The sequence below is a fragment of the Brevibacillus sp. SIMBA_040 genome (assembly GCF_046535075.1).
Taxonomy (GTDB): domain Bacteria; phylum Bacillota; class Bacilli; order Brevibacillales; family Brevibacillaceae; genus Brevibacillus.
Window position 1 is genome coordinate 1 of record NZ_JAWRXI010000017.1, and the last position, 25677, is coordinate 25677.

The following is a 25677-nucleotide window of genomic DNA, read 5'->3' on the forward strand; positions in this document are numbered from 1 at the left end:
TGTTTTTCTCAAGTATACAAAAAAGTACCCTATAGGTAGACTTTTTTAACGTGTCTACTCTATAGGGTACATTTTACGCCGTGCCCGCTCCTTTTTTCTTTACACCTTTTGCTCAAGTAGTATTTTATAAACTTTGCGTGGTCTGCCTCGCATGTACGGTTTTTCTTCTGCGACGATTTCGGCAAACCCCTTCTCCTCCAGCTCTGTCAGTATCCGGCGGGCACTTCTTTGTGTGATTTGCATATACTGGGCGAGCTCCTGTGAGCTGATTACTTCACTGGAGAGCTTGCGCAGGACCGATTTTAATTTTTGCAGAGTGGAGACACCAAGTGATGTTACCTTGCTGATGGCATGCAATTCTTCTGATGCATACGAATACGTGATTTGCTCTGGTTTTCCTAATGGACCCGCAATTTTCTTATCGTCAAAGCATACGACCCACGAGCCCGTACCGCATTTTTTGGCATGTAGCAGTGCATTCGTCGCATTAATTTCGGCCTCGTACGCCGTTTGTCCAATGCCGATACCACAGGTCATACCTTTGCGTCCCTGCTGGTCGATACCCTGGATTTCGGGAGCCATTTGGAAATCGTGCGTAATCTCTTGCAGCAAGCCTCTTGTGGTGAAGATTGCATAGCGTCCTCTTCCGACTGATTTTAAAGAGCCATGAACCTTTTTCGCATAGGTAAGCAGCTTGTCCGTATAACCAATCTCCATTTTCGTCAGGTCATCCGAGGACAGCGTTTCTGAGGTCAAGCCATCGTGCAGCTCCGTATCAATCATCTGAATGGCAATTTGCGTATTTTTGAAATACAGCATCTCAAAGGTTCGCAGCATTTGGCTTGCTACGGCCGCAATCGCCATCGTAGCAGGCAATATGCGATACGTAGGCAGGCCTAGCTGACGAAGCTCGGTATCGATCGGATGAGCTGTGATAGTCGCTTTAATCAGGCCTTTTTCCCACAAATCTGTGTGGTAGTGCTTCACCTCGTCCATCTCGTACGTCTCGTTCATGATGTAGTGCGGCTTGTCCGTGATTCCGGCTTCAAGCAGGGCTTCCTCTACACCTGGTACTGCTTCCGATTCGACTTCCTTGTACGAGTCAAAGCTGATTTCGGCAATCTCTACCTTTTGCTCATAGATGACTTGCAATAAGGTTTTGTACAGACTGGAGCCATTATAAGGAACGCAAAAAATGGGAGCATGAATTTCGCCCCATTGTGAAACAATCAAATATGTAATCGGGCCAGAACAAAGCCACATATCGAATTCTTCTTTGATCGGGAGCACCCGCTCATCCAGATCTTGCTCGGTGAGACACTCAATCGGCGTACAGTGAAACTCCGGGTATTTTGCCAATGCAGTCTGTATGACCTGCATGGAATCATGGGGACCTAACAATCCGAGTTTCATGTTCAAGACCGCCCTCCCCTTTCGCAATCAACTAGTGTCAGTTCTCTCATTTAATCATGTTTATCCCCCGCCTTCAACAGCAGTGTATCTATCCCGCTTTTTTCAAAAACGTCAAAAAGCAACGTCGTTGGACGCTGCTTCAGGAGTAGCTAGTTTTTCTTGACGACCTCATAATGCGTGACTTCTGGTGGAATCGGACAACGATACACTTCCCCGTTCAGCCTCTCTTTTAATTCAGCCTTCGCCTCGGCGATAATCTCGGGTTTCTGCATCACTTCCCACGCAGTAGCGGCCATTACTTTTCCAGCATGCAGCATTCCTTTGTGAGCAATAGAAGTCGTACCCTGAGCGACCATCTGCCAGGAGTGGAACGGTGTGCCTAACGCTTCGCAGGCAGTCATGCACTGTGCTGTAGGCACGACCCAGCTCACGTCACCGACATCGGTAGACCCAGGCAGGATGACAGACGATTCACGATACGGATTCAGCTTGTCTGACAGCTCTTTTCCCGTCAGCTCTTTGTCATAACGAATGTCCTCTGCCTTGTCCTCGGGAGAAAGTGTCTCACGGATTTGACTGGCAAACTGCTTTTCCTGCTCATCATGCACCGGAACACCGAGCTGCGTGAAGTTTTTGTGCATGATCATCTCCAGCGCTGTATTCGGAACGAGATTTGACAGAGCCGAAATAAATTGAATCTCTACCTCTGTTCCTGTCATCAATGCCGCTCCTCTAGCAACATTACAAATGCGCTGATAAATTTCCTCCGTTTGTGAAACGAGTGGAGCACGAATCAGGTACAGTACTTCACCTGTTGCCTGTACAACATTTGGGGATATTCCGCCCGTATTCGTAACCGCGTAGTGCACACGCGCATCCTGAATAATATGCTCTCGCAAATAGTTGACCCCGACATTCATCAATTCGACTGCATCCAATGCGCTCCGTCCCAAATGCGGACTCGCAGCGGCATGTGAGCTTTTCCCGGTGAACTTGAAGGTCACTTCATAGCAAGCCAGGGAGCTCGTAGACATGACCGAGTTTTGCGTCGACGGGTGCCAGCAGAGCGCAAAATCCACATCATCAAACAATCCGGCCCGTACCATGAATGTTTTCCCTGAACCAATCTCTTCACCCGGACATCCATAGTAGCGAATCGTTCCTGCCAGATTGTGTTCTATCATCTGATTGCGCAGTGCAATCGCCGCCGCAAGAGCACCTGTACCGAGTAGGTTATGACCGCATCCATGTCCGTTTCCTTCTTTTTCCAGTGGAGTCGGACTAGCCACGCCACCTAGCTGGCTCATGCCTGAAAGCGCATCGAACTCTCCCATGATCGCAACGACAGGTGAACCGCTGCCATAACTACCGATGAATGCCGTCTGAATGCCACCTACTCCTTTTTCTACAGTGAAGCCTTCCTTTTCTAATGTAGCGCAAAGCAAATCAGCGGATCGGTATTCTTCAAAGCCAGTTTCGGCATAGTCCCAAATTTGGTCGCTTACCGAAATAAGCAAATCTCTCTTCTGTTCAATAATTTCTGCGAGCTTGTCGATCCCTATCATGTCCAAGTCTCCTCTCTATTTGATGTTACTGTGCAACCGTTTTCGATTTGTCTGTCGCTTTGAGGGTAATGGCTCCGACAATCGGGAGGATCAGCATGGCAATGAGGAACCAGAAGGCTGCTGCGTACGAGCCTCCAAACATGGTGATCAGAAAGCCCATGATCGTAGGTGCAAGTGTCCCCGCAATTGCCCCCAGAAAATACAGAATCCCCATAAAAGAGCCGACGATATCAGGTGCAACTACTTTGAGCGGCAGTGTCAGGATAGCCATAATGGCGGACATGATACCAATCGAAAACATAGCCTGGTACGTAACCATTGTCGTAATCGTTGGAGCGTTGAACATCAGGTACAAGCAGATGCCAGCTAAGATAGCCCCGCCAATAATCACCTGTTTTTCACACCCTGACCACTTCTTGTCTAGCATCCAGCCCGTAAAAAGCGATGCAAGAAGCCCGCACGTATTTGGAATCATAGAGAGCGTTCCGAGTGAGATCAGATCCAAATGACGAACCTTTTCCAGATAAGACGGAATCCATGAGGAGGAGCCCCAGTTAACGAGACTGGCTCCAAAGTAAATGATCACGAGAGTCCACAGCAGTCTGTTGGAAAACAAGCTGCCAAGTGCTAGCTTCGTGCCTGCCTGCTTCTCTTTTGCACTCGCTGTATTACTCGGTGGACGATAGTAAATGCCGAGCAGCAGGGCTACGACAATCCCGACACCACCTGTGATATAGAAAATGCCTCTCCAGCCCATATAAACAGCAATGGCTGCTGCGATGATGGATGCCAGAGTAGCGCCGATCATTTGGGCAGACAGCAAGAACGCTTTAGCTCGTGCTCTCTCTTGTTTCGGAAAAATCTCAGTAATCGCTACTGCACTCGCGGTCGGTAAGCAGCCATCGGCAAGCCCCACCAATAGACGAGCGAGAATCAACGAAGCGAACGACCAGATCATTCCTGTGAACAGAGAAAATAACGAGAAAATAAAAATCGAGGCAATGACAATTTTTCTGGAGCCGAAACGATCGGACACCCATCCCGCAACCAGCGTCATGAGCGCACTACTCAAAAAGAAGCTGCTCAAAATCATGCCCGTTTGCGATTCATTTAAATTGAGCTCCTTGCTGATCGGGATGATGACAATATTCATGCCAAACAGCCCTAGCGAATCAATGATCCATCCCATAAAAAGCAGCGCGAACAACAAGTATTTCTTTTTTCCCAGTACTCCTGCAGCTTCCACACGCAATCCCCCATTCATGATTGTCTAAACCACTATGACTCGAAGAACCTGAATGCGCTTACACCTTTGTCAAAAACCGTTGATTGCATCCATGAACTGTATGCTTTCATTTACGGACTAATAACGGTCGTGAAAATTATTATATAGTCCACCTCGTCAAATAGCTACAGGTAATTTTGAAATGTGAGAAAATACCGTTCTCTGCTTGAAAAAAAAGAGCCGCAGGGACATGCCCTCGGCTCCTCATACTTTTCATCTGTCATTATGGCTTCATTCGCAATAGACGCATGCTGTTTACTATCACGATCAACGCTGCTCCGGTATCACTCAACACCGCCAGCCACAAGGTGAGCCAGCCCGGAAAAATCAGGACGAGCGCCACCAGCTTGATAATGATCGAGAACCAGATATTTTGCTTAATAATTTGCAGCGCTTTGCGGCTGATGTTTACCGTATGCGGCAGCTTCTCCAGATTGTCTGCCATCAGTACGATGTCAGCAGTCTCCATCGCCGTATCGGTACCTGCTCCTCCCATGGCAATTCCCAGGTCAGCAGTCGCCAATGCCGGCGCGTCATTAATTCCGTCGCCCACCATCGCTACGATCTTGCCCTCCTGTTGGAGGGCCTTGACCGCCTCTACCTTGTCCTGCGGCATCAGCTCGGCAAAATAGCGGCTGACTCCAGTTTGTTTCGCCACCTTTTCGGCAGTACCGCTATTATCACCAGTCAGCATGACGATCTCGTCGATCCCCGAAGCCTTTATCTTGCTGATAGCACTGATGGTAATTTCCCTGATCGTATCGGCCACCGCAATCATTCCGAGGATGCCCCGCGCTGTCCCCACTATGACCAGGGTGTTTCCTTCGCTTTGCAGTGCTTGAATCTGTTCTTTATACGCGGTTAAGTCTACCCCCAGCTCTTCGAACAAAGCGGGCTTACCTGCAAAGTATTTTTGGCTGTTGATCGTAGCCTCTGCTCCTTTTCCTACGATCGCATGAAAGTCTTCTCCTGCAAGGGCTGCAATGCTTTTGGCATCCGCGAATTTGATAATTGCCTGTGCGATCGGATGACTGGAGCGCTCTTCAATCGTTTTGGCAATGGCCAGCACCTCTGCCTCGCTTCCTTGCACCTCGATGACCTGTGCGACCTGCGGCTTGCCTTCGGTGAGCGTACCTGTTTTGTCAAAAGCAATAGCGCTGATGACGCCTGCGCGCTCCAAAAATGTACCGCCCTTGATCAATACGCCGTTTCGTGCGGCATTGCCGATAGCGGATACGATTGCTACCGGAGTCGAAATCACCAAAGCACATGGGCAGGCAACCACGAGAAGCTCCAAGCCTTTGTAGAACCATTCTCCCCATGTCCCCCAGGCAAAGAGCGGCGGAATGACAATGACTGCTAATGCCATAATCAAAACGACCGGGGTATAGATCGCAGCAAATTTATCGACAAAGGCTTGTGTAGGCGCTTTTTTCTCCTGTGCTTCCTCCACAAGATGAATGATCCGCGCAATCGCTGTATCTTCTACCAGCTTGGTGACCTTGATTTCCAGTGAGCCGTTTTCGTTGACGCTTCCCGCAAAAACTGAATCGCCGACAAGTTTATCTACAGGGATGGATTCACCTGTAATCGGAGCTTGATTGACACTTCCCGTCCCTTGGACAATGATTCCGTCCAAAGGAATTTTCTCACCTGGCTTGACTACGACCACTGCCCCCAGACCGATGTCCTCAACAGGTACCCGTGAAAGTGACTCGCCCTGCTTCACCCATGCCTCAGGAGGTGCCAAATCCATCAGGTTGCGGATAGAGTCCCGTGTCTTCTCAATCGATTTGGTTTGCAGCAAATTCCCGATTGAGAACAGCCAGACAACGGTTGCTCCTTCCAGCCACTCGCCAATCAATGCCGCTCCAATCGCAGCGACTGACATCAGTACGTTCATGTCGAGTGATCTGCTCTTGATCGCGTAAAACGCACTGCGAGCCGGTCTGTAGCCACCAGTGATGATGGCAAGTGCATACAAGATCGTAATGAACACAGGAGATACGCTTGTATACGAGCCGAGAAAGCCTAATACCAGCAGCACACCTGAAATGATCGTCAGACGCTCTCCTGTCCGATCAGAGGGTTGTGCCTGCTTATTTGCCCGCTTTGAAAGCGGCATCGCTGTATAGCCGGCCTTGGCTACTTCCTTCACGATTGCCTCGTCTTCCAGCCCTTCTTGTACGAGCTGCATTTTCCCGGTCGAAAAATTGACGACGACATCCTTTACCGCGGGTAATGATTTCATGTGCTTTTCTAACGATTTGGCACACGAGCTGCAATCCATCCCATGAACCCGGTACACGACTGCCTGCGAGGAGATCAGGGTTGCTCCATCCCCGGCCACAGCGACATTGCCGAGAACCGGCAAAATTTTACCAGAGCTACCATGTTCTGAACTACAATGATGATGATCTGAGCAGCAAGCGTCCTTCTTTTGTTCATCTGACATTTGCAATCACCTATTTTCCAAACATCTATTTTATCCAAGTACCATCCATCTTATGAACATTCAAACGAATATTTAATTATTATATTATCCTAACTCTCTTTTGCGTTCAACAATCATTTGGAGTATTTTGCCTATTTTTTAGAACATTGTCGATGTGAAAACGAAAAAAGAGACTCCCATACACCGAGAGTCTCCTGCAAATAACTGCACTTTTTATTTGGTTACGACATTTGGAGCCGTTTGCCAGCTTTCCCCGCAATCCAGACAAACGCATTTGATTACTTTTCGCTTCTCTAATGACAGACGTACCGCAAAGAGTACAAATGCACCTGCCAGCCCGAGGAACAGGTAGATCACAGGTGTTCCTTGTAGCGATATGCCGAACAAGGCCATCACCAGGAGGACAGCTGCGTAAATAATGATATATAAACGGCGATTGATCATTTCAGTAAAATCTACTTTGGTGGAACGACACTTGGCGCATTTGTCCTGTACATTCATTGCTCTCTCTCCCTACTCATTACTCACCCGCTCAGCGAGGCTTGTCAAATCCATCTTACACGAAAAGCAGGAGAGACACTACACTGCCACCAAAATGTCTTTTTTCCTTTCCACTTTTCATGGGAATGACTATAATAGTAGGACATTGTGCGTAAGCAAGAGGTGATTTTCTGGTGTCTCCAAAACAGCGGGATGATGTCTGTGAAGTTCAGTGTTTTGATGATGAAAAAGTAAACCGGTTAAAGCCGTTCGCAGCCGAATCCGAGGGCGTAGCGAAAATCTTCAAGGCGTTGGCTGACGATACCCGCGCCAAAATCATTCACATCCTGTCCATGGAGGATGAGCTTTGTGTGTGCGATATTGCCAACATTATCGGCAGCTCGATCGCCAACACCTCCCACCATTTGCGGTTGTTGCGCAATATGGGGCTCGCCAAGTATCGCAAAGAAGGAAAGCTCGTATTCTACTCGCTGGATGATGACCATGTTCGCCATCTGATTACGGCAGGAGTCGAGCACGCCAAAGAACAACGAACGCCGATCCGAGCTACCTGATAGCTCGGTTTTTTCTTTTTGCGTAGTCACTCCATCCTGCTGTTACGCAGTCGAAGTGCATTCAGCACCACCGAGACAGAGCTGAATGCCATTGCTACCCCTGCAAGCCACGGCTCCAGAAAGCCAAGCATGGTGGCTGGTATCGCAACCGTATTATAAAATAGCGCCCAAAACAGATTTTGCTTAATATTTTTCATTGCTTTTTGACTTAACGCAAAAGCATGCACGACTCCTTTTACATCCCCATGCATGATCAAAATGTCAGCAGAATCCTTGGAGATTTCTGCCCCCGTCCCCAATGCAATTCCGATATTGGACGCCATTAGCGCAGGTGCATCGTTTACACCGTCACCAACCATGGCAACCTTCTTCCCTTTTGCTTGCAAGCTCCTGATTAATTCTGCCTTTTTTGAGGGCAAAATCCCTGCATAGACCTGCTCAATCCCTGCTTGTCTGGCAATGCTGCGGGCGGTGAACGGATTGTCTCCGGTAATCATGATCGTTTGCTTTCCCATTCGAATTAACCGTTGTACAGAAGACCTGGCATCCTCTTTTAGCGTGTCGGACAACACAATATAGCCAGCTAACTGTTCGTTTATCGATACGAGTGTAATCATTTTCCCTTCTGCCGCATGAGCCTCTATCGTTCCCGTAACAAGCGCGATATCTACGTTTTTGCCGCTCAAAAATGTGGGTGAGCCGATCAGGAGCGAATACCCCTCCACTGTTGCATGAACCCCATAACCAGGATAGGACGTAAAGGATGAAGCTGTCGGTATGCTGATTCCACTTGCTTTGACATAAGCTACGACGGCAGCCGCCAACGGATGTTCAGAGGTCATCTCTGCCCCTGCCACCAATCGCAGAAACGTTTCCTTTTTCCACCCATGTATCTCCATATCCACGACCTCATGCTTGCCGAGAGTCAACGTACCCGTCTTATCAAAAATCACCGTGTCTACCTTTTGCAGCGTCTCCAAGTACTTTCCTTGCTTGAATAGTATTCCGAGCTGAGCTGCCCGTCCGGAAACGACCAGAATGGACATCGGCGTGGCAAGACCAAGTGCACACGGACAGGCAATGATGAGGACAGCGATCGCCTTTTCCAGCGATTCGCCAAATACTTGTGCAGTAAAAAAATAGTACCAGGCAGCAAAAGTAATGAGCGCAATCTTGATGATGATCGGGACAAAAATATCGGTAATTTCATCTGCCAGCCGCTGGATGGGCGCTTTTGAAAGCTGTGCTTCCTCCACCGTCTTTATCACCTGTGTCAAAGCCGTATCCATACCGACTTTGGTTGTTTGTACTTTGAGCCAACCGCTTTGGTTCACTGTCGCCCCGATGACCGAATGCCCTCGCCATTTTCCGACAGGAAGACTCTCCCCTGTGAATATCGACTGATCAATGCTCGCATGTCCTTCGAGGACAACCCCATCTGTCGGAATCCGCTCCCCTGCCTTGACGATAAAAATATCGCCCACAACAAGCTCTCGCACAGGAATCTGGCAGAGCTCCTTTCCGCGCAGAACATTGGCGACCTCAGGCTGGAGCTGATGAAGCTGCCTGATCGCATTTTTCGTCCTGTCCTTGGCCATCGCTTCCAAATATTTGCCGAGTAGCAAAAAAGTAAAGATGACCGCACAAGACTCGTAGTACAGCGTCACATGCTGAACAGACTGTCCGATCGTCCTGAAGGTCAGGTAATGACTGTACAAAAAGGCGGCGGACGTGCTCAGAACAACCAGCACATCCATGTTTGCCGTCCTGCTTCTAAGCGCATTCCACGCCCCTATGTAAAAGGATTGTCCGATAAAAAGCTGAATTGGCAGAGCAAGTGCAAGCTGGAAAAAGGGATTCATAAACAGCTCTGGCACCCAAATAAACGAGGTCAAGGAAAAATGCGCAGCCATGGCCCACAGCAGGGGAAGCGTCAGGATTGCGGACAAAATGAACCGTTGCCGCAAGACATTTTTTTCCGCATGAGGCTCTTCTTCTGTTTGTAAGGCTGCCTGAAAACCTAATTTTTCAATCTTTTCTATAATTGCCTGATCGTTAAGTTGCGTGCCATCAAAGGTTACCCGTGCGTTGTTCGTAGTCAAATTGACCTGAACCTCGATTACACCCTCCGTTTTTTGCAATCTTTTCTCTATGCGATTGGCGCAGGCAGCACATGTCATTCCCGTTACCTGATAAATTTGCACGGTCATCATCACTTAACTCCCCTTCATCTTCCAAACATGTCCCCTAGTAATCACTATGCGGACAGGCAAATTTATAGACGATGAAGAATGAAATGCTGAAAACCTGAATACGATATGGTGCTTGGATTCAGAGAGAAAGTGGTGAGTGTTCTGAGGAGATCGACTTACGTGTTGATAGTTTTGTCTCTCGTTTTTCTATTGCTCCCTGCCTGCTCTACGCCAAACGAACAAGAGCATTCTCAGCACGGGGCAGCTACAGCCGCTGCGACCACATCCCCCACTCTGGTTATACAGAATGTGTCCATTCCCTTGCAGGTTGAGCTTGATCCCGCAGATGCCCGGATTTTAAAAGAGAACCAGCTGCGCATTCTTGTACCTAGTGAGCACCTCGACAAGCTGAAGCAGGCAAAGGTATCCGTCACCCTCACCATGCCCAGCATGGATCATGGGGACGTGAGCTTCGAGGCAGTCTCAACAAAGGAGGGGGAGTTTGTTGCAGCTATCGTCCCGACCATGGTTGGAGGGTGGCTGGCTACGATTACGATTGAAGTAGATGGAAAATCTGCCACTGCTACATACCCCTTTGAAGCTGTGCCTTGAGCCCTGATCGTCACCACAGCCATGGATTGATATGCGGAATCCAGCCGTTGATGACCATGCCTCGCATAATCGTAATCACTCCTATGACGAGAGCGAGCGTATTTCCGATCAGCATCACCTTTGATCGGAGGGCCCTCGACAGCACAAAGGAGCATATCCCAATAAAGATCAGTGCTGGCAGTGTACCAACACCAAAAAACAGCAGCGTAAATACACCTTGCAAGGCACTTCCTGAAGCAGCCGCTTTCATATGCATGGTATACGTAAGACCACAAGGTAAAAAACCGAGCAATAATCCACTGATAAAGACTGGTGCTGCCCCCGGTCGCGTTTTTAACTTTTCCAGCAACTGTTGAATGGCAGGCAGCTTCAGCGGACTCCATTTGTCCAACGGCAGTGCCACTTTTTTTCCGATCCACAAAATGATAAACAGCCCTCCGAGAATGTTCGCAATACCCTGCAGACCTACGATCGTTCCTGCTGCATTGACGAATGACCCGATAAAACCCATGAAGGCTCCCACACCCATATACGTCAAGATTCTGCCAAAATTGTAAGCCAGGATTGTTTGCATAAGCGATGTCTTGGACTGAAAGGTCATAGCTGACATGATGCCCCCACACATGCCGATACAATGCGGGGCGCCCAGCAGCCCTGTCAAAAAGATTAACCCGTAATCGTGCAGAGCAGCACTCATCGCATTGTCCCTCTTTCGTCTGTCATGTGATCCCTTTTCCTACATTAATGATGCCAGCCTGCTTTTATGCCTAGATCTGCGCACGCAGCAAACCCCCGAAAGCGTTTTGCTCAGGGGGTTTGTTCATTCTTGGGGAGACGGACGGCAATTGTCGTTCCCACTTTTTCTTTGCTGTGAATCTCGATGGTGCCTCCTGCTACCTGGACGATTTTCCTGACGATGGACAGGCCCAAACCACTGCCTGTTGCTTCCCGGTTGCGAGCCTTGTCGCCTTTGTAAAAACGGTCGAAAATATGCTTCAGCTCTTCCTCCGATATCCCGATGCCATTGTCCGCAATGGTCACGACGTGCTGTGCTCCCCCTTCCAGCTTGATCGTAATCGTACCAGCAGGCGGAGTAAACTTGATGCTGTTGGATATCAGATTGACCCACACCTGGCTTAGCAAATGCTTGTCTGAGGTGATTGTTACTTCTGGCAGCTCCAGCTCGATATGCAGCTTCTTTTGCTGCCACTGATGCTCCAGCATGAGCACGACTTGACGGATTTGCTCATCCAGGCGAAAGACGGAAGGCTCATAATGGCCCGTTTCTTTATCCAGCGAGGCCAGCGTGAGTAATTGCTTGCTCAAAGAAGAAAGGCGGCGACTTTCCTCCTCGATGATGGCTAAATACGTTTCCTGCTGCTGACGGGTGACTCCCCCGCTTCTGATCGCCTGCGAAAATCCCTGGATGGAAGTAAGGGGCGATTGGATTTCGTGAGACACATTGGAGACGAATTCCTGTCTCATCTCATCCAGCTGCTTGAGAGATTGCGTCATTTGGGTGAAATTCGCTGCCAAATCACCGATCTCGTCACGCCGTGATATATCCAGCGGAATATCGTACTGACCCTCTGCCAGCTTTTTCGTCGCTTTGGTTAAAGTCTGGAGCGGCTTCACGAGATAACGGGTAAAAATCAGAATCAATACCAGGCTGAGTATAAACATCGCTGCAAGCAAGAAGGCAAACAGAATATGCACCTCACCAAATTGCTGCTCGATGTTCGGCCGCACAAAAAGCGCATACCTTTTGCCATTTGCTTCTAGTGGCAGACCGATACTGTTTTTTAGTGTGTTCTCAAAAAATCCGGTTACAAACAAGCCGTGCCGCTCTTCCGTGATTCCTCGATAAATCTCACCGGCAAGTACTTTCTTAACTACTTCTGGCTCGACCTTTTCTTCCCGAAACGGAGCGCCAAATTCGCTTTTCACACCGTTTTCATCCACGAGGTAAAGCTGAAAGTTCAGATTGGCGATATGCGTCATGAAGCCGGATAAATCCAGTGAGTCATTATGCTCGTACATGTCGACGATTTGCTGTCCGATCCGAGTAATTTTCTCTTCATTGTACGCTCGCAAATTGCGCTGATAATACTCGTTGGCGAGCAAAAAGCCGAGCGTTCCACTAATAATGACGATCGCAATAAATGTGAGAACAAGTCGTACATAAAGGGACTTCACGAGCTTCGTACCTCCAGCTTGTACCCCAGGCCACGAACCGTGGAAATGACAAAGTCATCCGTCTTATCCGTGAATTTTTCCCTCAGCCGCTTGATGTGGACATCGATGGTTCGACTTTCGCTTTCATTGTTGCCGCCCCACACAAGCTCAAGCAGCTGATCTCTCGTAAACGTCCGATCCGGAAAGCTGGCTAACTGTACAAGCAATTCAAACTCCTTGAGCGGTAGATGAATTACCTCGTCCCCTACCTTTACGACATGGCTAAGCCGGTCGATGACCGTTTTGTTCATGACGATGACTTGTTTACTGACCATCTGGTAGCGCCTGAGCAGCGCCTTGATCCGGTACAACAGCTCGGTAGGCTCAAATGGCTTGGTGAGATAGTCATCTGTTCCCGCCCGAAAGCCTTTTTCCTTGTCTCTCACCTCGCCTTTGGCGGTGAGCATCATCACGGGAATATCGTATGCTTCTCTTATTTGGCGGCATAGCTCCAAGCCGTCTTTACCAGGCATCATAATGTCCACGATGGCGAGATGAATCGCTTCTTTCTCCAGGAGAAGAGCAGCCTGCTCTCCATCAGGCGCGGCTATGACGTGATAGCCCTCTTTGGCTAAGTAAAACCGCAGCAGCTCCCGTATATGTGGATCATCATCCGCGATTAATATGGTAACCTTCATCAGGATTCCTCCTTGTTACGCCAGTCTCAGGCTGACGACGAGAACGACGGCTGCGATCGCTATCACAAAAGACAACGACAAGCCAAAAAATCTTTTACTCATTTGAGTATAACGGGTAGCATCTCCTTGTTTCAGTGCCTTACGCAAATTTCTTGTCCACAAGGTTACGAAAATAATGAACAGGAGAATGACCAGTCCTCCGCCTTCTTCCATCAGCTTGAGCCAGAGGGGCTTTTTTTGTCCGATCATTCCCGCGTGGACAAGCATGCCTACTCCCGAGAGCAGGACTGCAAATGCTGCCGCCTGCAGGGTTGACCAGACTGTTTTGTTCGCCAGGGCTGTTGCCACCTGACCTTGTTCAGTATGAGCCTTGTAGCTGCCAAGCAGCAGCATGACGATGACTAATGCCCCAAACCAGACAGCCAAACTGATAATATGTGTAAAATACATTCCTGCGTACATGATCATTCTCCTTTTTCATCGGTTTCGGTGATGCTCACTTGACTGCCGTCCTGCAAATCTGATTGTCCTGCCACCACGACCCGATCACCGGGAACAAGCCCCTGGCCGATGACAGCCGCCTTTGTGTCGCTCTCTATTTTCTCTACCACCTGCTTATAGGCGCGGTCGCCTTTGACCACAAACACGTACTGTTTGCCATCCAGCGCCAGCAAAGCCTCGATCGGCAGCACGATTCCTTGTTGTTCTTCGGGGTCTGTTATGGTCACGTCAGCCCGCATTCCGGGCCGAAAAGCCAAGTCGCGATTCGTGAGGCGAATTTCCACCGGAAACAGCTTCGTGTCAGGGGCAGCACTCAAGCCAATAAACGCGATCTCTCCCTCGGTTTTCGTACCAAACACCGGAATAGACAGCTGCATGGACATTCCTTTCTTTAACGAGGAAAGGGCATCCTCTGCTACCTGAATCGTAACCATGACATGATCGAGGGACACGATTTCAGCCACTGTGCCTTGGTTTGTAATCAGGTCGCCAACGGACACAGTCAGCTGATTAATCACTCCGTCCATCGGAGCCTTTATTTTGGTATCTGCCAGCGCCCGTTTGGCTTTCTCGACCGCCAGCTTGGCTGCTTCCACATCGGCCGCCGAAACCTGGATTCCTGCCAAATCCTTTGCTTCTGACTGGGTACTTGTGCGATAGCTGCTTTGAGCCCGCACCCATTCATCCTCCGCCGCATTCAGCTGCGCTGCTGGCAATGCACCGGCCTCTACCAAAGCTTTCACACGGTCATAGCTTTCTTTGGCATTGTCCAGCGCTTGCTTGGCAAGGTCTTTCGCTGACGACACCTCTTTCGTATCTGCGGTCTGGCTCGCTTTTGCCTGTGCGAGTCTTGCGATTGCGGCGGCGAGCTTGCTTCCTTGCTCTTCTACATCCAGCTGTTGCCTGGTGCTGTCTATTTCTCCAATCAGTTGTCCCTTTTTGACCGTATCGCCCTTTTTCACATAAAGCTTGGTGAGCGTTCCAGATGCTTGAGTAACCACTGTACTCGAATCCTCTGCGCTGATGCTGCCAATATACGCTCGTTCATTGGACAGTATCTTCTCTTTCACAGTCAGGACAGCAACCGGGATTCTTACAGAAACAGGTGATTCTTCTTCCTTTTTCACCTGCCCATCGGTGCAACCCGCCAGCACGAGTCCCATTGTGAGCATGAGACTCGCAGCGATTGCACTCTTCAGCCGCTTTTTCATCTCTTCCCCTCCTCACATCTGCTCGTGTGCAGTTTGCAGTCTTTTGCGATTTTGCTTGCGGTGAGCGAAATTATGCAGGCTTTCATAGCCAACCGGTACGACGATCAGTGTCATCAAGGTGGACGACAGCAACCCGCCAATTACGACTACAGACAAGCCTTTGGACAACAGGCTTCCATCTGAAAAGCCGAGTGCCAAGGGCAGCATGGCTGCAATCGTAGCTACAGCGGTCATCATGATGGGGCGAAGACGCGTCCTGCCTGCTTCGACCAGAGCCTCACGGACGGGTAAGCCTGCCGCTCTATGCTGCTGCACCCTGTCGATCAGCACGATTGCATTGGTGACGACGATTCCGATCAGCATCAAAAAGCCAATCATGACCGTCATATCCAGCACTCCACCCACCAGCCACAGCGAAAGCAAGCCTCCGATGGAAGCAAGAGGAAGTGACAACAGAACAGCCACTGGTGACAACAGATTGCCAAACGCAGCAACCATTACAAGCAGTACCAGTAAAATCGCGGCTCCCATCGCAGCGAGCATTTCTGTAAAGCCTTTTTGCAAGTCTTGTGAAATGCCCTCCGCACTCATGGAAACCCCTGGCGGCAGCTTCAATTGCTGTAGAAGTCGGGTCTGCTCAGCAGCGATCCCACCTTTATCCGCACCAAGAATATCCGCGTTTATCTGGATGTACGCTTTTCCGTCTTTGCGCAATAGCTGTGGTGTCACCTCATCCTTATGCAGGGAGGCAATCTCTGCGAGCGATACTTGCTGCCCTGACGGGGTCTTCACCCACACGCCAGGCAATTGCTCCAGCGCTACTTTTTCACCGCTACCAAAAGCTAGTGCGTATTCCTCGCCATTGAACACGAGATTCTGCAAGCTGGTCGTGCCGATCGCTGCACCAACCTCTTTTGAGACTTGCTCAGGAGTCAGCCCCCATTGCAGAGCGCGATCACGATCTACCTGGATCGATAGCTGCCCGCGTGTATCGGATACGTTGTCTTTGATATTTGCCAATAACGGATTTTGTTTTAATTGCGCTTTGACTGCTACTACCGCTTCCTTTAAGGTAGTCAAATCGGCACCGTACAGCACAAGCTGGTAGCCTCCCTGTCCTCCGGCTGCGGGCTTGCTAAAGGTGACTTGTGCGCTTGCCGGGATCAAGGGATTTACTCGCTCGCGTATTTGAGTTAGTACTGTATTTTCATCAGCACCCGGCTCTAGCTTGATTGTCATGTCAGCTATATGAGAGCGTTTGGCGGCATCGTCACTTGCGCCTATCTTGCTTTGGATGTACATGACTTGCGGTTCTTGCAGAACAGCTGCTTCCACTGCACTTGCTGTCGCGCTCGTTTTTTCAAGGGATGTGCCTGTTGGCATGCTGACTTTTATATAGAGAAGATTCATATTTAACTCGGGTAAAAATCCTGTCGGCAGCTTGACAGCCAGCCCGATGCTTCCGACAAACAAAACAGCCGTGAGTACAGCGACTTTGCCTTTATTCTCAAGCGCTCGGCGAAGCAGACGTGTATACAGCCCGGAAATGTTTCCAGTGTGGTGTTGTTTGGGCTTTTCATGACGCATGGTTATACTCGCTAACAGCGGAACAACGGTGACCGCAACGATGAGCGATGCCAAGAGCGACCACGTAACCGCCGCAGCGAACGGTTTGAAGAAGTCCCCAAGCATTCCGCTGACAAAGGCAATCGGCAAAAAGACTGCCACTGTTGTGAGCGTCGAGGAGGTAATGGCACTTCCCACCTCACCCACCGCCTTGATAATCGTCGATTGGGTGCGCGGCTCTGTCAGGAGGCGCCGGAAAATATTTTCGATCACGACAATACTGTCATCAACGACTCGCCCGATCGCCACTGTCATCCCGAACAGACTCATCAGATTGATTGTCATGCCGTTAAACTGCATGAGCATGACACTAACTAGCACGCAAAGCGGAATCGACACGACAACGATGAGTGTAGTTTTCACGCTGCGAAGGAACAAATAGATGACCGCAATCGCCATCACGATCCCCATCGCTCCCTCTTTCGCCATCCCGCCAATCGAGCTTTTCACAAAATCAGAGCGGTCCGAGACCATCTCAAAATTTAACTCCGGGTACTTCACGCGATAGCCTTCCAGCTTTTCGTGGATAGTATCACTGATCTCCACGATGTTTCCCTCAGCTGTTTTGGCAATTTGCACAGCGACAGCAGGCTTTCCATTCAACCTGCTGATCGAGCTGCGCTCCGTCTCCCAACCCACATCTGCCAAATCACTGAGTTGTAGGTAGCCTTGTATGGCGTTCTCGGAAGCCGGCATACGGACCCTCGTTTTCCTCAGCTCTTCCAGACTTTTATACTCGTTCGTGAACCGGGCGATGTAATCCTGACCAGCGTCTGTGACACTCCCGACTGAAGTCGCCAAATGCTGTCCAGTAATCGCCTGCCTGAGATCGGACGCAGTCATGCCATAGTAGTGCAGGTCATCCTGCCGGGGCTTGATACGAACGAGCCTCGTTGCCAGTCCGATCACGTCAGCGGACTCCACCCCGCCGATTGCTTGCAGGTCTTCAACGATAGTGTCCTTCACTAGTTGATAAAAGGCATCATCCGAACGCAGCTGTTCTTTATTGCTTATCGCGAGGAAATACATGGGCTCAGAACCTACCACACTGAGCTTTACTTTGGGTCTGCCTGCTGTATTGGGCAGCTTTGCATTGGCGACGCTTTTTTCCACCTCTGCCTCCACTTTTTCCATGTCAGCCGCAGACTCGATGGAGACCGTGATCAGTGAATGGTTTTCCTCTGAGCTGGAAATATACGTCTTTACCCCACTGACTGCATCGATTGCCTTTTCCAATGGCTTGGTTACGTCCTCTAACACATCCTCCGAAGAGGCATTTGGATAGGCTGTCGAAACCGTAAGCATCCCCAGCTGTGCTTGCGGTTCACTTTCTATATTGATGACGGTAAAGGAAAAGATCCCTCCCAGCGCAACAAGCAGCGATAGGATTACCACCATCGCAGGATTTTTTAACGATAATCGGGTCAGCCACTGCACTCGCTTATTGCCTCCTTTTGCTCCCTTTTCTCATCCACCGCATGCAGGCGGATCAGGCTTCGTAGATCACTATAGAGGCTCAATATGAACGACTGATGAACAAACCTTGACGAAATGGGGACGGGCTACCCACAATAAAAAAAGCTGGCATCGTCGATTACGGTGCCAGCTCCCATGTTAACGAATGACTTCATTCGCTTCTTTTTTGACAATCAAACGGACAATTTTGGTGGCCAAAGGAAACGCCACAAAGGCGACGGGAATTGAAACCACAACCCCGATCAGCGTACTCATCAAAAACGCCTGGATGAAAAAGCTCGCTGACCACCCCACGTTAACAAGCGTCATCACGAATGACATCGGTACGGTCATAAAAACAGACATCAGAACTGAGAATAAAACAGGCTCGTAGCGCTTATTCATAAGAAACGCCTCCATCGTTTTCTTATTAGTTGATATACCAACTATCGTAGGAAAAAGTGGATTTCACTCCACGTTTTTATCTATTTTCTGCAGAATTTTCCTAAGCGTAACGAGCTCTTCGCTTGATACATCCTCTATGATCTGCCCATTCACTTCTTCCAAAATAGGCTTGATTCGCTCGCACAGGTCTCTCCCAGTATCGGTTAGATGGACACTGACGAAGCGACGGTCCTCCAGGCTGTTCACCCGTTTGATAAAAGCCTTTTTTTCGAGACTGGACACCATGCGCGTAATATTGGTTTTATCCTTATCCAGCTCTTGCGCAATCTCGTTTTGGGTCAGTCCATCCCGTTCCTGCAAAAGCATCAGGATGAGATGCTGCTCAGGTGCTAGCTGGAATGGCTCCAGCTTGCTGCGCAGCAAGCTTGTGATTTTCAAATCAAGTCTGTGTATATAAAGTCCAATAATGTCATCCATCTTTGATTTCAACTATGCTCACCGCCAAACAGTTGCTATATCAACTATGAGTAGTGTAACGTTAATGAATGGTACTGTCAATGACCGCGGAAGCAGTAAAAACCGTCTTAAACAGTTGATTAAATGGATAGATTTCCGCCGTTTTACCGGGTCAAAAACGAAAAGAGCAACAGAATCGACTTGATCCTGCTGCTCTTTTTCGTTTCGTTACAAGAAGGAATTACTCACAAAAACGTCTCTTTAAACCACTGGGCGGAAGCATCTACTTCCCTGCCAGTAAGCTGATGGCCGTACGATTCCCAGTGCAGCGTAACCGAAGCACCTGCTTCTGACAGCAGCTGCTGCAATTCTTTCGTTTCCAGCGGCGAGCAAATCGGATCGTTCGTACCCGCACCGATAAACACCGGTACCTGCGACATATCCGGCAAAGGAATTCCGCGCCTTGGAACCATTGGGTGATACAAAATCGCCCCTTTTAACACATCTGGATAATGGAACAACAGACTTCCGGCGATGTTCGCCCCATTGGAATAGCCGACAGCGATGATGTTGTCGCGCTCAAATTTATACTCGACAGACGCTTGATCCAAAAATTCATTCAGCTCCTGCGTACGGAATACGAGATCCTCTTCGTCAAAGACACCCTCAGCCAGGCGACGAAAAAATCTAGGCATGCCATTTTCGAGTACGTTGCCGCGCACGCTCAAGACAGAGGCACCAGGGTGGATACGGTCAGCGAGAGGAAGCAAGTCGTTCTCATCGCCTCCTGTCCCATGGAGAAGCAGCAAGGTTGGTGCAGCAGAATCTGTTCCTTTGCGAAAAATGTGCTTCATTATTTGTCTCCCTCCAAAACACGTACAGTAATCGGCGTCAAGCCTTGCTCGATCTGAGCACGACGCGGTTCATACCACTCCGGAAGCATCAGCTTTTCACCCAGCGTCTCGAATGGTTCATCACGTTCGAAGCCTGGAGGATCGGTCGCGATCTCAAACAAGATTTCACCTGGCTCGCGGAAGTAGATCGCATTGAAGTATTGCCTGTCGATGATATCGGTAGGGTGCAAGCCCGACTGCGCCACACGCTCCTGCCACATGCGATGATATTGATCGTCACTGGCACGCCAAGCGATATGATGGACGGTTCCCGCACCACCCGCGCCCCTAGGCATTGGCTCTGCATTGATGTCGATGATATTGCCCAAATCTCCGCTCGCTTTGAAGCGAACCAGTCCGTTTTCTTCGCCTACCTTTTCCAGTCCCATCAGCTTTTCCAGAACAGCCATTGTATAGGTTGGTGCTACACTGTATAAAATGGCTCCGCCAAAGCCTTTGATCGCTTTATCTGCCGGTACGCCGCCAAAGCTCCACTTGCTCGCAGGTCCTCCCTCACGCTCGACGATCTCCAGCTGCAAACCGTCTTTATCGGTGAACTGCAAATACGTTTCGTTAAAACGCTCCACACGTTTATACGCTACCGCGAATTTCGTCAGACGCTCTTCCCAAAAGGACAGCGAGCCAACCGGAACGAGGAAGGTCGTATAGCCTACCTGACCACCGCCAATGCGCCCCGAGCGAGAAGTTTCCCATGGAAAGAAGGTAATGGCTGTTCCCGGACTTCCTACTTCATTGCCGAAGTAGAGATGATAGACCTCTGGAGCATCAAAGTTAATTGTTTTTTTCACGAGACGCAGTCCCAGAATCCCTGCGTAAAAGTCGACGTTATCCTGTGCATTTTTGACAAAAGCCGTGATATGGTGAATACCTGCTGTATGTTGTGTCATTTGAGTACCCTCCTGTTTATCGTTTCATTATCGTTTTATTAATCGAGTAGATCATGCTCAAAACGTATCGTAGCTGACGAACTCGCCAACAGGCTTGCGATAGCCTCTTACTCGTTGGCTGGAATTATCCTCTTTCCCAATGGTGATCATCATCGCTGGCACATATTGATCCGGGAAGTTCAGGATTTGCTGTACTGCCTTTGGGTCAAAGCCAATCATCGGACATGTGTCCCAGCCCTTGTCCTTTGCAACCATCATAAACAGCATGGCGGACAGGCTGGCATTACGAATCGCCTCGTCTCGTTTGAAGGAATCACCGCCAGCTTCATAAAAAGCTTGGACGGAGGAAACCGTATGATCAAATTCACGCTGATCCATCACGCCTAAATGAAGAAGTCCCTCATGAATCCGTCCTACATTTTGCTGAGCTTCTTTGTCACCTAAAACCATAATGACAGCGGACGCTGTTTTTACCTTATACTGCCTCGATGCTGCTTCGTATACTCGATCCTTTGTTTCCGGATCAAGCACGACAACGTAGTGAGCATGCTGCAAGTTAAACGCGGACGGCGCAAATTTGACCAGGCTCATGATTTCTTCCAGCTCTTCTCGTGTAATCGGAACGTTCTCCAAAAATTTATTTGCAGACCGACGGTTTTTCACCAATGTTGTGAATTCACTCATGGGATTTCCTCCTCATATGTTTCTCATCCAAGTTTTTTATTGCAAAATTATATCTCAAATTTAAGATATTAAGTAAATGGATCTTTCTGTTCCTCGATCTTTTTACGATTATTGATCAACCGAGCCTGGGGAAGTAAGATGGCGAATTCTAATTGTTTTAAAAGTGATTATCTTTAATTTAAGATAATTATAGGACGGATTTTTCCATTTGTCAACAAGTCGGGCCGGAAGAAAAATTCTCCCGGCCCAAATCTATTCCCGCACTAGCCCCAATACCAGTAAGCTGCATACTCCGTCATGACAGAGGCGTGGCCCATCTGACGTAGCATGGCTGTTACATTTCCGCGATGATAGGTGCCGTGATTCACCACTTGCAGCACCATTTCTGCCAGGCTGGTATCCCTGATACTAGTATATGGATTGTCGAGGACAAGCTTTCTTTCCAAGTCAGACTCTTGATTGAAAAAGGCTGTAAATCGCTCAGCCAGCTCTCTGTACATGGCTTGCAGTTCTACAACATTCTTTGTCTCCAGTTGTTTCTCCAATTCCCCTGCACCACTCATCACCTCGCGCATGTCCACGCCACTCATGATGGTGAGCCAGCTTTGGTCTACCATGTAAATGTGATTCATTACTTTTGCCACGGTCGGGAACACACTCTGTACTTCTTGTGTGTATACCTCTTCTGGAAGCTCCCTCAGCCGGTTCAACAATGTTTGATTTGCCCACGTATGGAAGTCGTACATCGATTTTACATGCTCAGTCATTGTCATTATCAATAGCCCCTTTCTTTTCCCTCTGTTCACTATAGGAATTCATCGGTAGCTTTATGATAACTCCGCTTACCTGACAACTACGGTCAGTGAAGCTTGCTTTTCCAGCCAATAAGGTTCATTGTTCACCAGATCGTTCCAACCTTTTCCGTCACATCCGCTCTCATTAGATATAATTGAATAATGATATGTTTATATCTTCTCACTACACCTTGAAAGGTTCACCCTATATCGAAAGAGTACGGAGCTGGTTAATTCAAATGAACATCCTCGTAACAGGAGCAACTGGTTTTCTCGGAAAAAAGCTATCACAGGATTTAGTAAATGAGGGTCACACCCTTTTCCTGCTTGCACGAAATGAACAGAAAGCGAGCCAATTGCTGCAAAGCTTTGCCGATAAGGACAAATCAAGAATACATATGGTGATGGGCGATGTCTCGCTTCCAGGGCTAGGTTTCGTTCAGCAGGACCTGCAGCGCGTCCAGCACAAAATAGATGCTGTGTATCATCTGGCTGCCTTCCTCTCTTTTGATCCAGCCCATAAATCGCAAACGTTTACGGTCAATGTAGACGGGACGAAAAACACACTGCTATTTGCTGAAGGAATCGGGGCAAGCCGTTTTATCTATGTAAGTACGGCTTATACGGTAGGGAAAGAAGTGGCGGGACAGGAAGCACTGTACAACCTGGAACGATCTTTTGTAAATCATTACGAAGAATCAAAGTGCCTGGCAGAACACCTCGTTTTCTCCCATAGCGATAAAATGGAGGTTGTCATCGTCAGACCGTCCATCATCATCGGTGATTCACGAACGGGCGAAGCTGATACGAATTTTGGTTTGTATGGATTGTTAAAAGGTCTATGTGTCCTCAAAAGAAGAGCCTCCCGGACAGCGGGTTGGCAAAACCAAACATACCGAATGCGGTTGGATGTAAACGTCCAGACGAATCTCGTTCCCGTTGATTATGTCACTTCTGTTTTGGTAGCAGCGCTCACACACGCCCAAAACAAGACAATCTACCACGCTTCCAATCCGGCTCCGCCCACTCAGGAATTGGTCATCGAGTGTATCAAGGAGGTTCTGGATTTTCCTAATTTGCAGGCGATCCCCTATGAATCGAGCGAGCCACTATCAGAAGAGGAAAAAGTGTTTCACGCATCCATGGGCATTTTTAAAGAGTATTTCACTCGTACACTCCACTTCCCAACTGATAATACAAGAGATCTATTACGCAAGGTAAACCGCAGCGAGCTGAAGATGAACAAAGGTCTGCTTACCTCGATCATTCGGGGCTATCAAAAGCAACCCGTTTTTACCTAGAAAACCCAAAAGCCTGATCACACGTATTCCTGTGCAATCAGGCTTTGCTTTATCCGCTATGTTGCATGAACCTGATAAATTTGGATCAGGTTTCCGCATGTATCGTTAAAAATCGCAAGTGTGACCTCTCCTGCCATCGTTGGCTCCCTCTTAAATGCGACACCCAGTCCCTTCAGTCTCTCAAACTCTTTTTGGACGTCATCTACGAGAAAAGCTGTGGCAGGAATTCCTTGGTCAAAAATCGCTTTCTGATAGGCGGTGGCGGTAGGGTTCCCGTTTGGCTCCAACAGTAGCTCCACTCCATCCGGCTCTTCAGGAGAAACGACTGTTAGCCATTTGGCCCCTCCAATAGGAATGTCTCTTTTGGTGACAAACCCTAACACCTCAGTATAAAATTTGTGGGCTTTATCCTGATCATCCACAAAAACGCTCGTCAGTTTAATCTGCATCTCTTTTCCCGTCCTTTCCATTGTGTTTATGTTAGCGGGATTGACGGCAAAAGTACGGTTCACACCATCCCGTTTCGTAAGTGGTCCAAACGCTCCCTACTATTATAACGAAACATGTGCCATAGATATCCGCCCTTGGTATGGGGCGGAACTTATTTTTTTATTTATCAGCTGGTCAACAAAGTTCATTTGAATTCTCCTTTAACCGGGTAAGCTTTGCCCATGGCGGGCAGATTACTGGTGACAATCATTGACTGCCAAAGCAATTAGGTTCATCAAGTAAAAGCAGGAGGACTGTAGAATGGCCACCTTGGATATCATTTTTTTAAACGAAATCTCGAAGCTTTCATCAAATGCAGAACGCTGGAATCCTTACCCCTGGTACAAAGAGATGCGAGACCATCATCCTGTTTTCTACGATGAAGGGCAGCGCGTTTGGAATGTCTTTCGATACGATGATGTCAAACGTGTCCTCTCTGATTTCACAACCTTTTCAAGCGAACGCAAACGCAGTTTGATTCCGGTTCCGGTCAAGGATAACGGGATCAATCTTTCCTTCTCCGATCCACCTGTACATCGAAAGCGCCGGGGCTTGCTTGCCAAGGCCTTCACCCCGCGCAGTCTCGAATCTTGGAAGCCGCGTATTCAAGCAGTTGCGGACATGCTAATCGACAAAATCGCGAGTGAGGATACGTCAAAGCCCATTGATATGATGAAAGATTTTGCTGTGCCCATCCCGGTTACGATAATCGCCGCTCTGCTTGGAGTGCCAAATCAGGACTGGGCAAAAATCAAGGAATGGTCAGACATTCTTTTCATGCCGCATCATGCGGAAGGAATCGAAGAAACGACAAAGCTCAAGGGGCAAACGATGCAGACCTTCGCAGAGTATCTATTGCCGTTGGTCCAGCATAAGCGCAAAAATCCCCAAAATGATATCCTCTCTGACCTGACACAAGCTGAATACGATGGCGAACGACTAAAAGACGAAGAGATTGTTTATACAGGGATCGGACTGTTAGGTGCCGGAAACGAAACGACTACGACTTGGTTAACAAATGCTTTCTACAATTTTATCGACGAGAGGGTCTACCCCAAGTTGCGCGAAGATCCCAGTCTGATTCCCGGGGCTGCTGAAGAAGTTCTTCGCTATCGCTTTACAGCCAGTATGGATCGCACAGTAACAGAAGATACGGACATATTTGGGCCACTGATGAAAAAAGGCGACAACATTATTGCTTGGATTTCCTCGGCTAACCGGGATGAGGGGCATTTCACAAATGCCGATCAGTTTGATATCACCCGGAAGAATAGCCGCGATCATCTGACTTTCGGGAATGGAGAGCACTTCTGTCTCGGCGCTCCATTAGCACGATTGGAGACACAGATTGCGCTCAGCTCCTTCATACGCAAATTCCCCAGCATCCGTTTTGCACCAGACTTTCGACCGGAGGAACATCTCCTGAAGCACGGATTTACTCTCACCAGCTTGCCGATCATGATTGAGCAGTCCTGAACACAAGAAAAAGGAGGCTAAAACCCAG

The 25677-nt window shown here is 48.8% G+C and carries 23 protein-coding genes; 4 read left to right on the forward strand and 19 right to left on the reverse strand.

The genetic code is table 11. The features are described 5' to 3' along the window. Positions 1-99: 99 nt before the first annotated feature. From SB752_RS23980 to SB752_RS24000, 5 genes are all read right to left on the reverse strand, one after another. On the reverse strand, positions 100-1413 hold the full coding sequence (locus SB752_RS23980; protein ID WP_410718134.1) for a helix-turn-helix domain-containing protein: 1314 nt from the start codon (positions 1411-1413) through the stop codon (positions 100-102). 149 nt (positions 1414-1562) lie between these two features. Continuing rightward, on the reverse strand, positions 1563-2978 hold the full coding sequence (locus tag SB752_RS23985) for a M20 family metallopeptidase (RefSeq protein WP_410718043.1): 1416 nt from the start codon (positions 2976-2978) through the stop codon (positions 1563-1565). Between the two features lie 25 nt (positions 2979-3003). Further along, the gene (locus SB752_RS23990) at positions 3004-4224 is read right to left on the reverse strand and encodes an MFS transporter (protein ID WP_410718044.1); all 1221 of its coding nucleotides are present in this window, start codon (positions 4222-4224) and stop codon (positions 3004-3006) included. Positions 4225-4486: 262 nt separating this feature from the next. Continuing rightward, positions 4487-6718 carry a heavy metal translocating P-type ATPase gene (locus SB752_RS23995; RefSeq protein ID WP_410718045.1) on the reverse strand — a complete coding sequence of 744 codons (2232 nt, stop codon included), beginning with the start codon at positions 6716-6718 and terminating at the stop codon, positions 4487-4489. 213 nt (positions 6719-6931) lie between these two features. Further along, complete coding sequence (locus tag SB752_RS24000) at positions 6932-7219, reverse strand: hypothetical protein (protein ID WP_410718046.1); 288 nt, start codon at positions 7217-7219, stop codon at positions 6932-6934. Positions 7220-7392: 173 nt separating this feature from the next. On the opposite strand from SB752_RS24000, the gene SB752_RS24005 reads away from it, so the two are divergent. Further along, on the forward strand, positions 7393-7773 hold the full coding sequence (locus tag SB752_RS24005; protein ID WP_084765527.1) for an ArsR/SmtB family transcription factor: 381 nt from the start codon (positions 7393-7395) through the stop codon (positions 7771-7773). A 26-nt stretch (positions 7774-7799) separates the two neighbouring features. On the opposite strand, the gene SB752_RS24010 is transcribed toward SB752_RS24005, so the two are convergent. Next, the gene (locus SB752_RS24010; RefSeq protein WP_410718047.1) at positions 7800-9986 is read right to left on the reverse strand and encodes a heavy metal translocating P-type ATPase; all 2187 of its coding nucleotides are present in this window, start codon (positions 9984-9986) and stop codon (positions 7800-7802) included. Positions 9987-10145: 159 nt separating this feature from the next. Between SB752_RS24010 and SB752_RS24015 the strand changes: the two genes are divergently transcribed. After that, positions 10146-10577 carry a hypothetical protein gene (locus SB752_RS24015; RefSeq protein WP_410718048.1) on the forward strand — a complete coding sequence of 144 codons (432 nt, stop codon included), beginning with the start codon at positions 10146-10148 and terminating at the stop codon, positions 10575-10577. A 10-nt stretch (positions 10578-10587) separates the two neighbouring features. Here SB752_RS24015 and SB752_RS24020 read toward each other — a convergent pair whose 3' ends face one another. The 12 genes from SB752_RS24020 to SB752_RS24075 form a co-directional block, all read right to left on the reverse strand. After that, positions 10588-11274, reverse strand: a complete 687-nt coding sequence (locus SB752_RS24020) for a sulfite exporter TauE/SafE family protein (RefSeq protein ID WP_410718049.1) — start codon at positions 11272-11274, stop codon at positions 10588-10590. 110 nt (positions 11275-11384) lie between these two features. Beyond that, positions 11385-12773 carry a sensor histidine kinase gene (locus SB752_RS24025; protein WP_410718050.1) on the reverse strand — a complete coding sequence of 463 codons (1389 nt, stop codon included), beginning with the start codon at positions 12771-12773 and terminating at the stop codon, positions 11385-11387. Next, entirely contained in the window at positions 12770-13450 is a 681-nt protein-coding gene (locus SB752_RS24030; protein WP_289140339.1) for a response regulator transcription factor, read from the reverse strand. The genes SB752_RS24025 and SB752_RS24030 overlap by 4 nt, the downstream gene beginning before the upstream one ends. A gap of 15 nt (positions 13451-13465) precedes the next feature. Next, positions 13466-13912, reverse strand: coding sequence for a hypothetical protein (locus SB752_RS24035; RefSeq protein WP_410718051.1), 447 nt, complete (start codon positions 13910-13912; stop codon positions 13466-13468). A 2-nt stretch (positions 13913-13914) separates the two neighbouring features. Further along, a complete protein-coding gene (locus SB752_RS24040; protein WP_410718052.1) occupies positions 13915-15162 on the reverse strand; it encodes an efflux RND transporter periplasmic adaptor subunit in 1248 nt (415 codons plus the stop codon). A gap of 12 nt (positions 15163-15174) precedes the next feature. Further along, positions 15175-18225, reverse strand: coding sequence for an efflux RND transporter permease subunit (locus tag SB752_RS24045; protein ID WP_410718053.1), 3051 nt, complete (start codon positions 18223-18225; stop codon positions 15175-15177). 177 nt (positions 18226-18402) lie between these two features. Then, positions 18403-18648: a DUF2798 domain-containing protein gene (locus tag SB752_RS24050; protein ID WP_410718054.1), complete on the reverse strand. Its 246-nt coding sequence runs from the start codon at positions 18646-18648 to the stop codon at positions 18403-18405. 63 nt (positions 18649-18711) lie between these two features. Next, positions 18712-19137 carry a MarR family winged helix-turn-helix transcriptional regulator gene (locus tag SB752_RS24055; RefSeq protein ID WP_410718055.1) on the reverse strand — a complete coding sequence of 142 codons (426 nt, stop codon included), beginning with the start codon at positions 19135-19137 and terminating at the stop codon, positions 18712-18714. A 212-nt stretch (positions 19138-19349) separates the two neighbouring features. Then, positions 19350-19958, reverse strand: a complete 609-nt coding sequence (locus SB752_RS24060; protein WP_410718056.1) for an alpha/beta hydrolase — start codon at positions 19956-19958, stop codon at positions 19350-19352. Then, complete coding sequence (locus tag SB752_RS24065) at positions 19958-20905, reverse strand: ring-cleaving dioxygenase (protein ID WP_410718057.1); 948 nt, start codon at positions 20903-20905, stop codon at positions 19958-19960. Before SB752_RS24065 ends, SB752_RS24060 begins: the two co-directional genes overlap by 1 nt. A 57-nt stretch (positions 20906-20962) precedes the next feature. Then, entirely contained in the window at positions 20963-21589 is a 627-nt protein-coding gene (locus tag SB752_RS24070) for a nitroreductase family protein (protein WP_410718058.1), read from the reverse strand. Positions 21590-21852: 263 nt separating this feature from the next. Further along, the gene (locus tag SB752_RS24075; RefSeq protein ID WP_410718135.1) at positions 21853-22356 is read right to left on the reverse strand and encodes a DinB family protein; all 504 of its coding nucleotides are present in this window, start codon (positions 22354-22356) and stop codon (positions 21853-21855) included. Between the two features lie 266 nt (positions 22357-22622). Between SB752_RS24075 and SB752_RS24080 the strand changes: the two genes are divergently transcribed. Then, a complete protein-coding gene (locus SB752_RS24080; RefSeq protein WP_410718059.1) occupies positions 22623-23684 on the forward strand; it encodes an SDR family oxidoreductase in 1062 nt (353 codons plus the stop codon). A 56-nt stretch (positions 23685-23740) separates the two neighbouring features. Here SB752_RS24080 and SB752_RS24085 read toward each other — a convergent pair whose 3' ends face one another. Continuing rightward, positions 23741-24133 carry a VOC family protein gene (locus SB752_RS24085; protein WP_410718060.1) on the reverse strand — a complete coding sequence of 131 codons (393 nt, stop codon included), beginning with the start codon at positions 24131-24133 and terminating at the stop codon, positions 23741-23743. Between the two features lie 301 nt (positions 24134-24434). Between SB752_RS24085 and SB752_RS24090 the strand changes: the two genes are divergently transcribed. Continuing rightward, the gene (locus SB752_RS24090; RefSeq protein WP_410718061.1) at positions 24435-25649 is read left to right on the forward strand and encodes a cytochrome P450; all 1215 of its coding nucleotides are present in this window, start codon (positions 24435-24437) and stop codon (positions 25647-25649) included. The last annotated feature ends 28 nt before the right edge of the window (positions 25650-25677 follow it).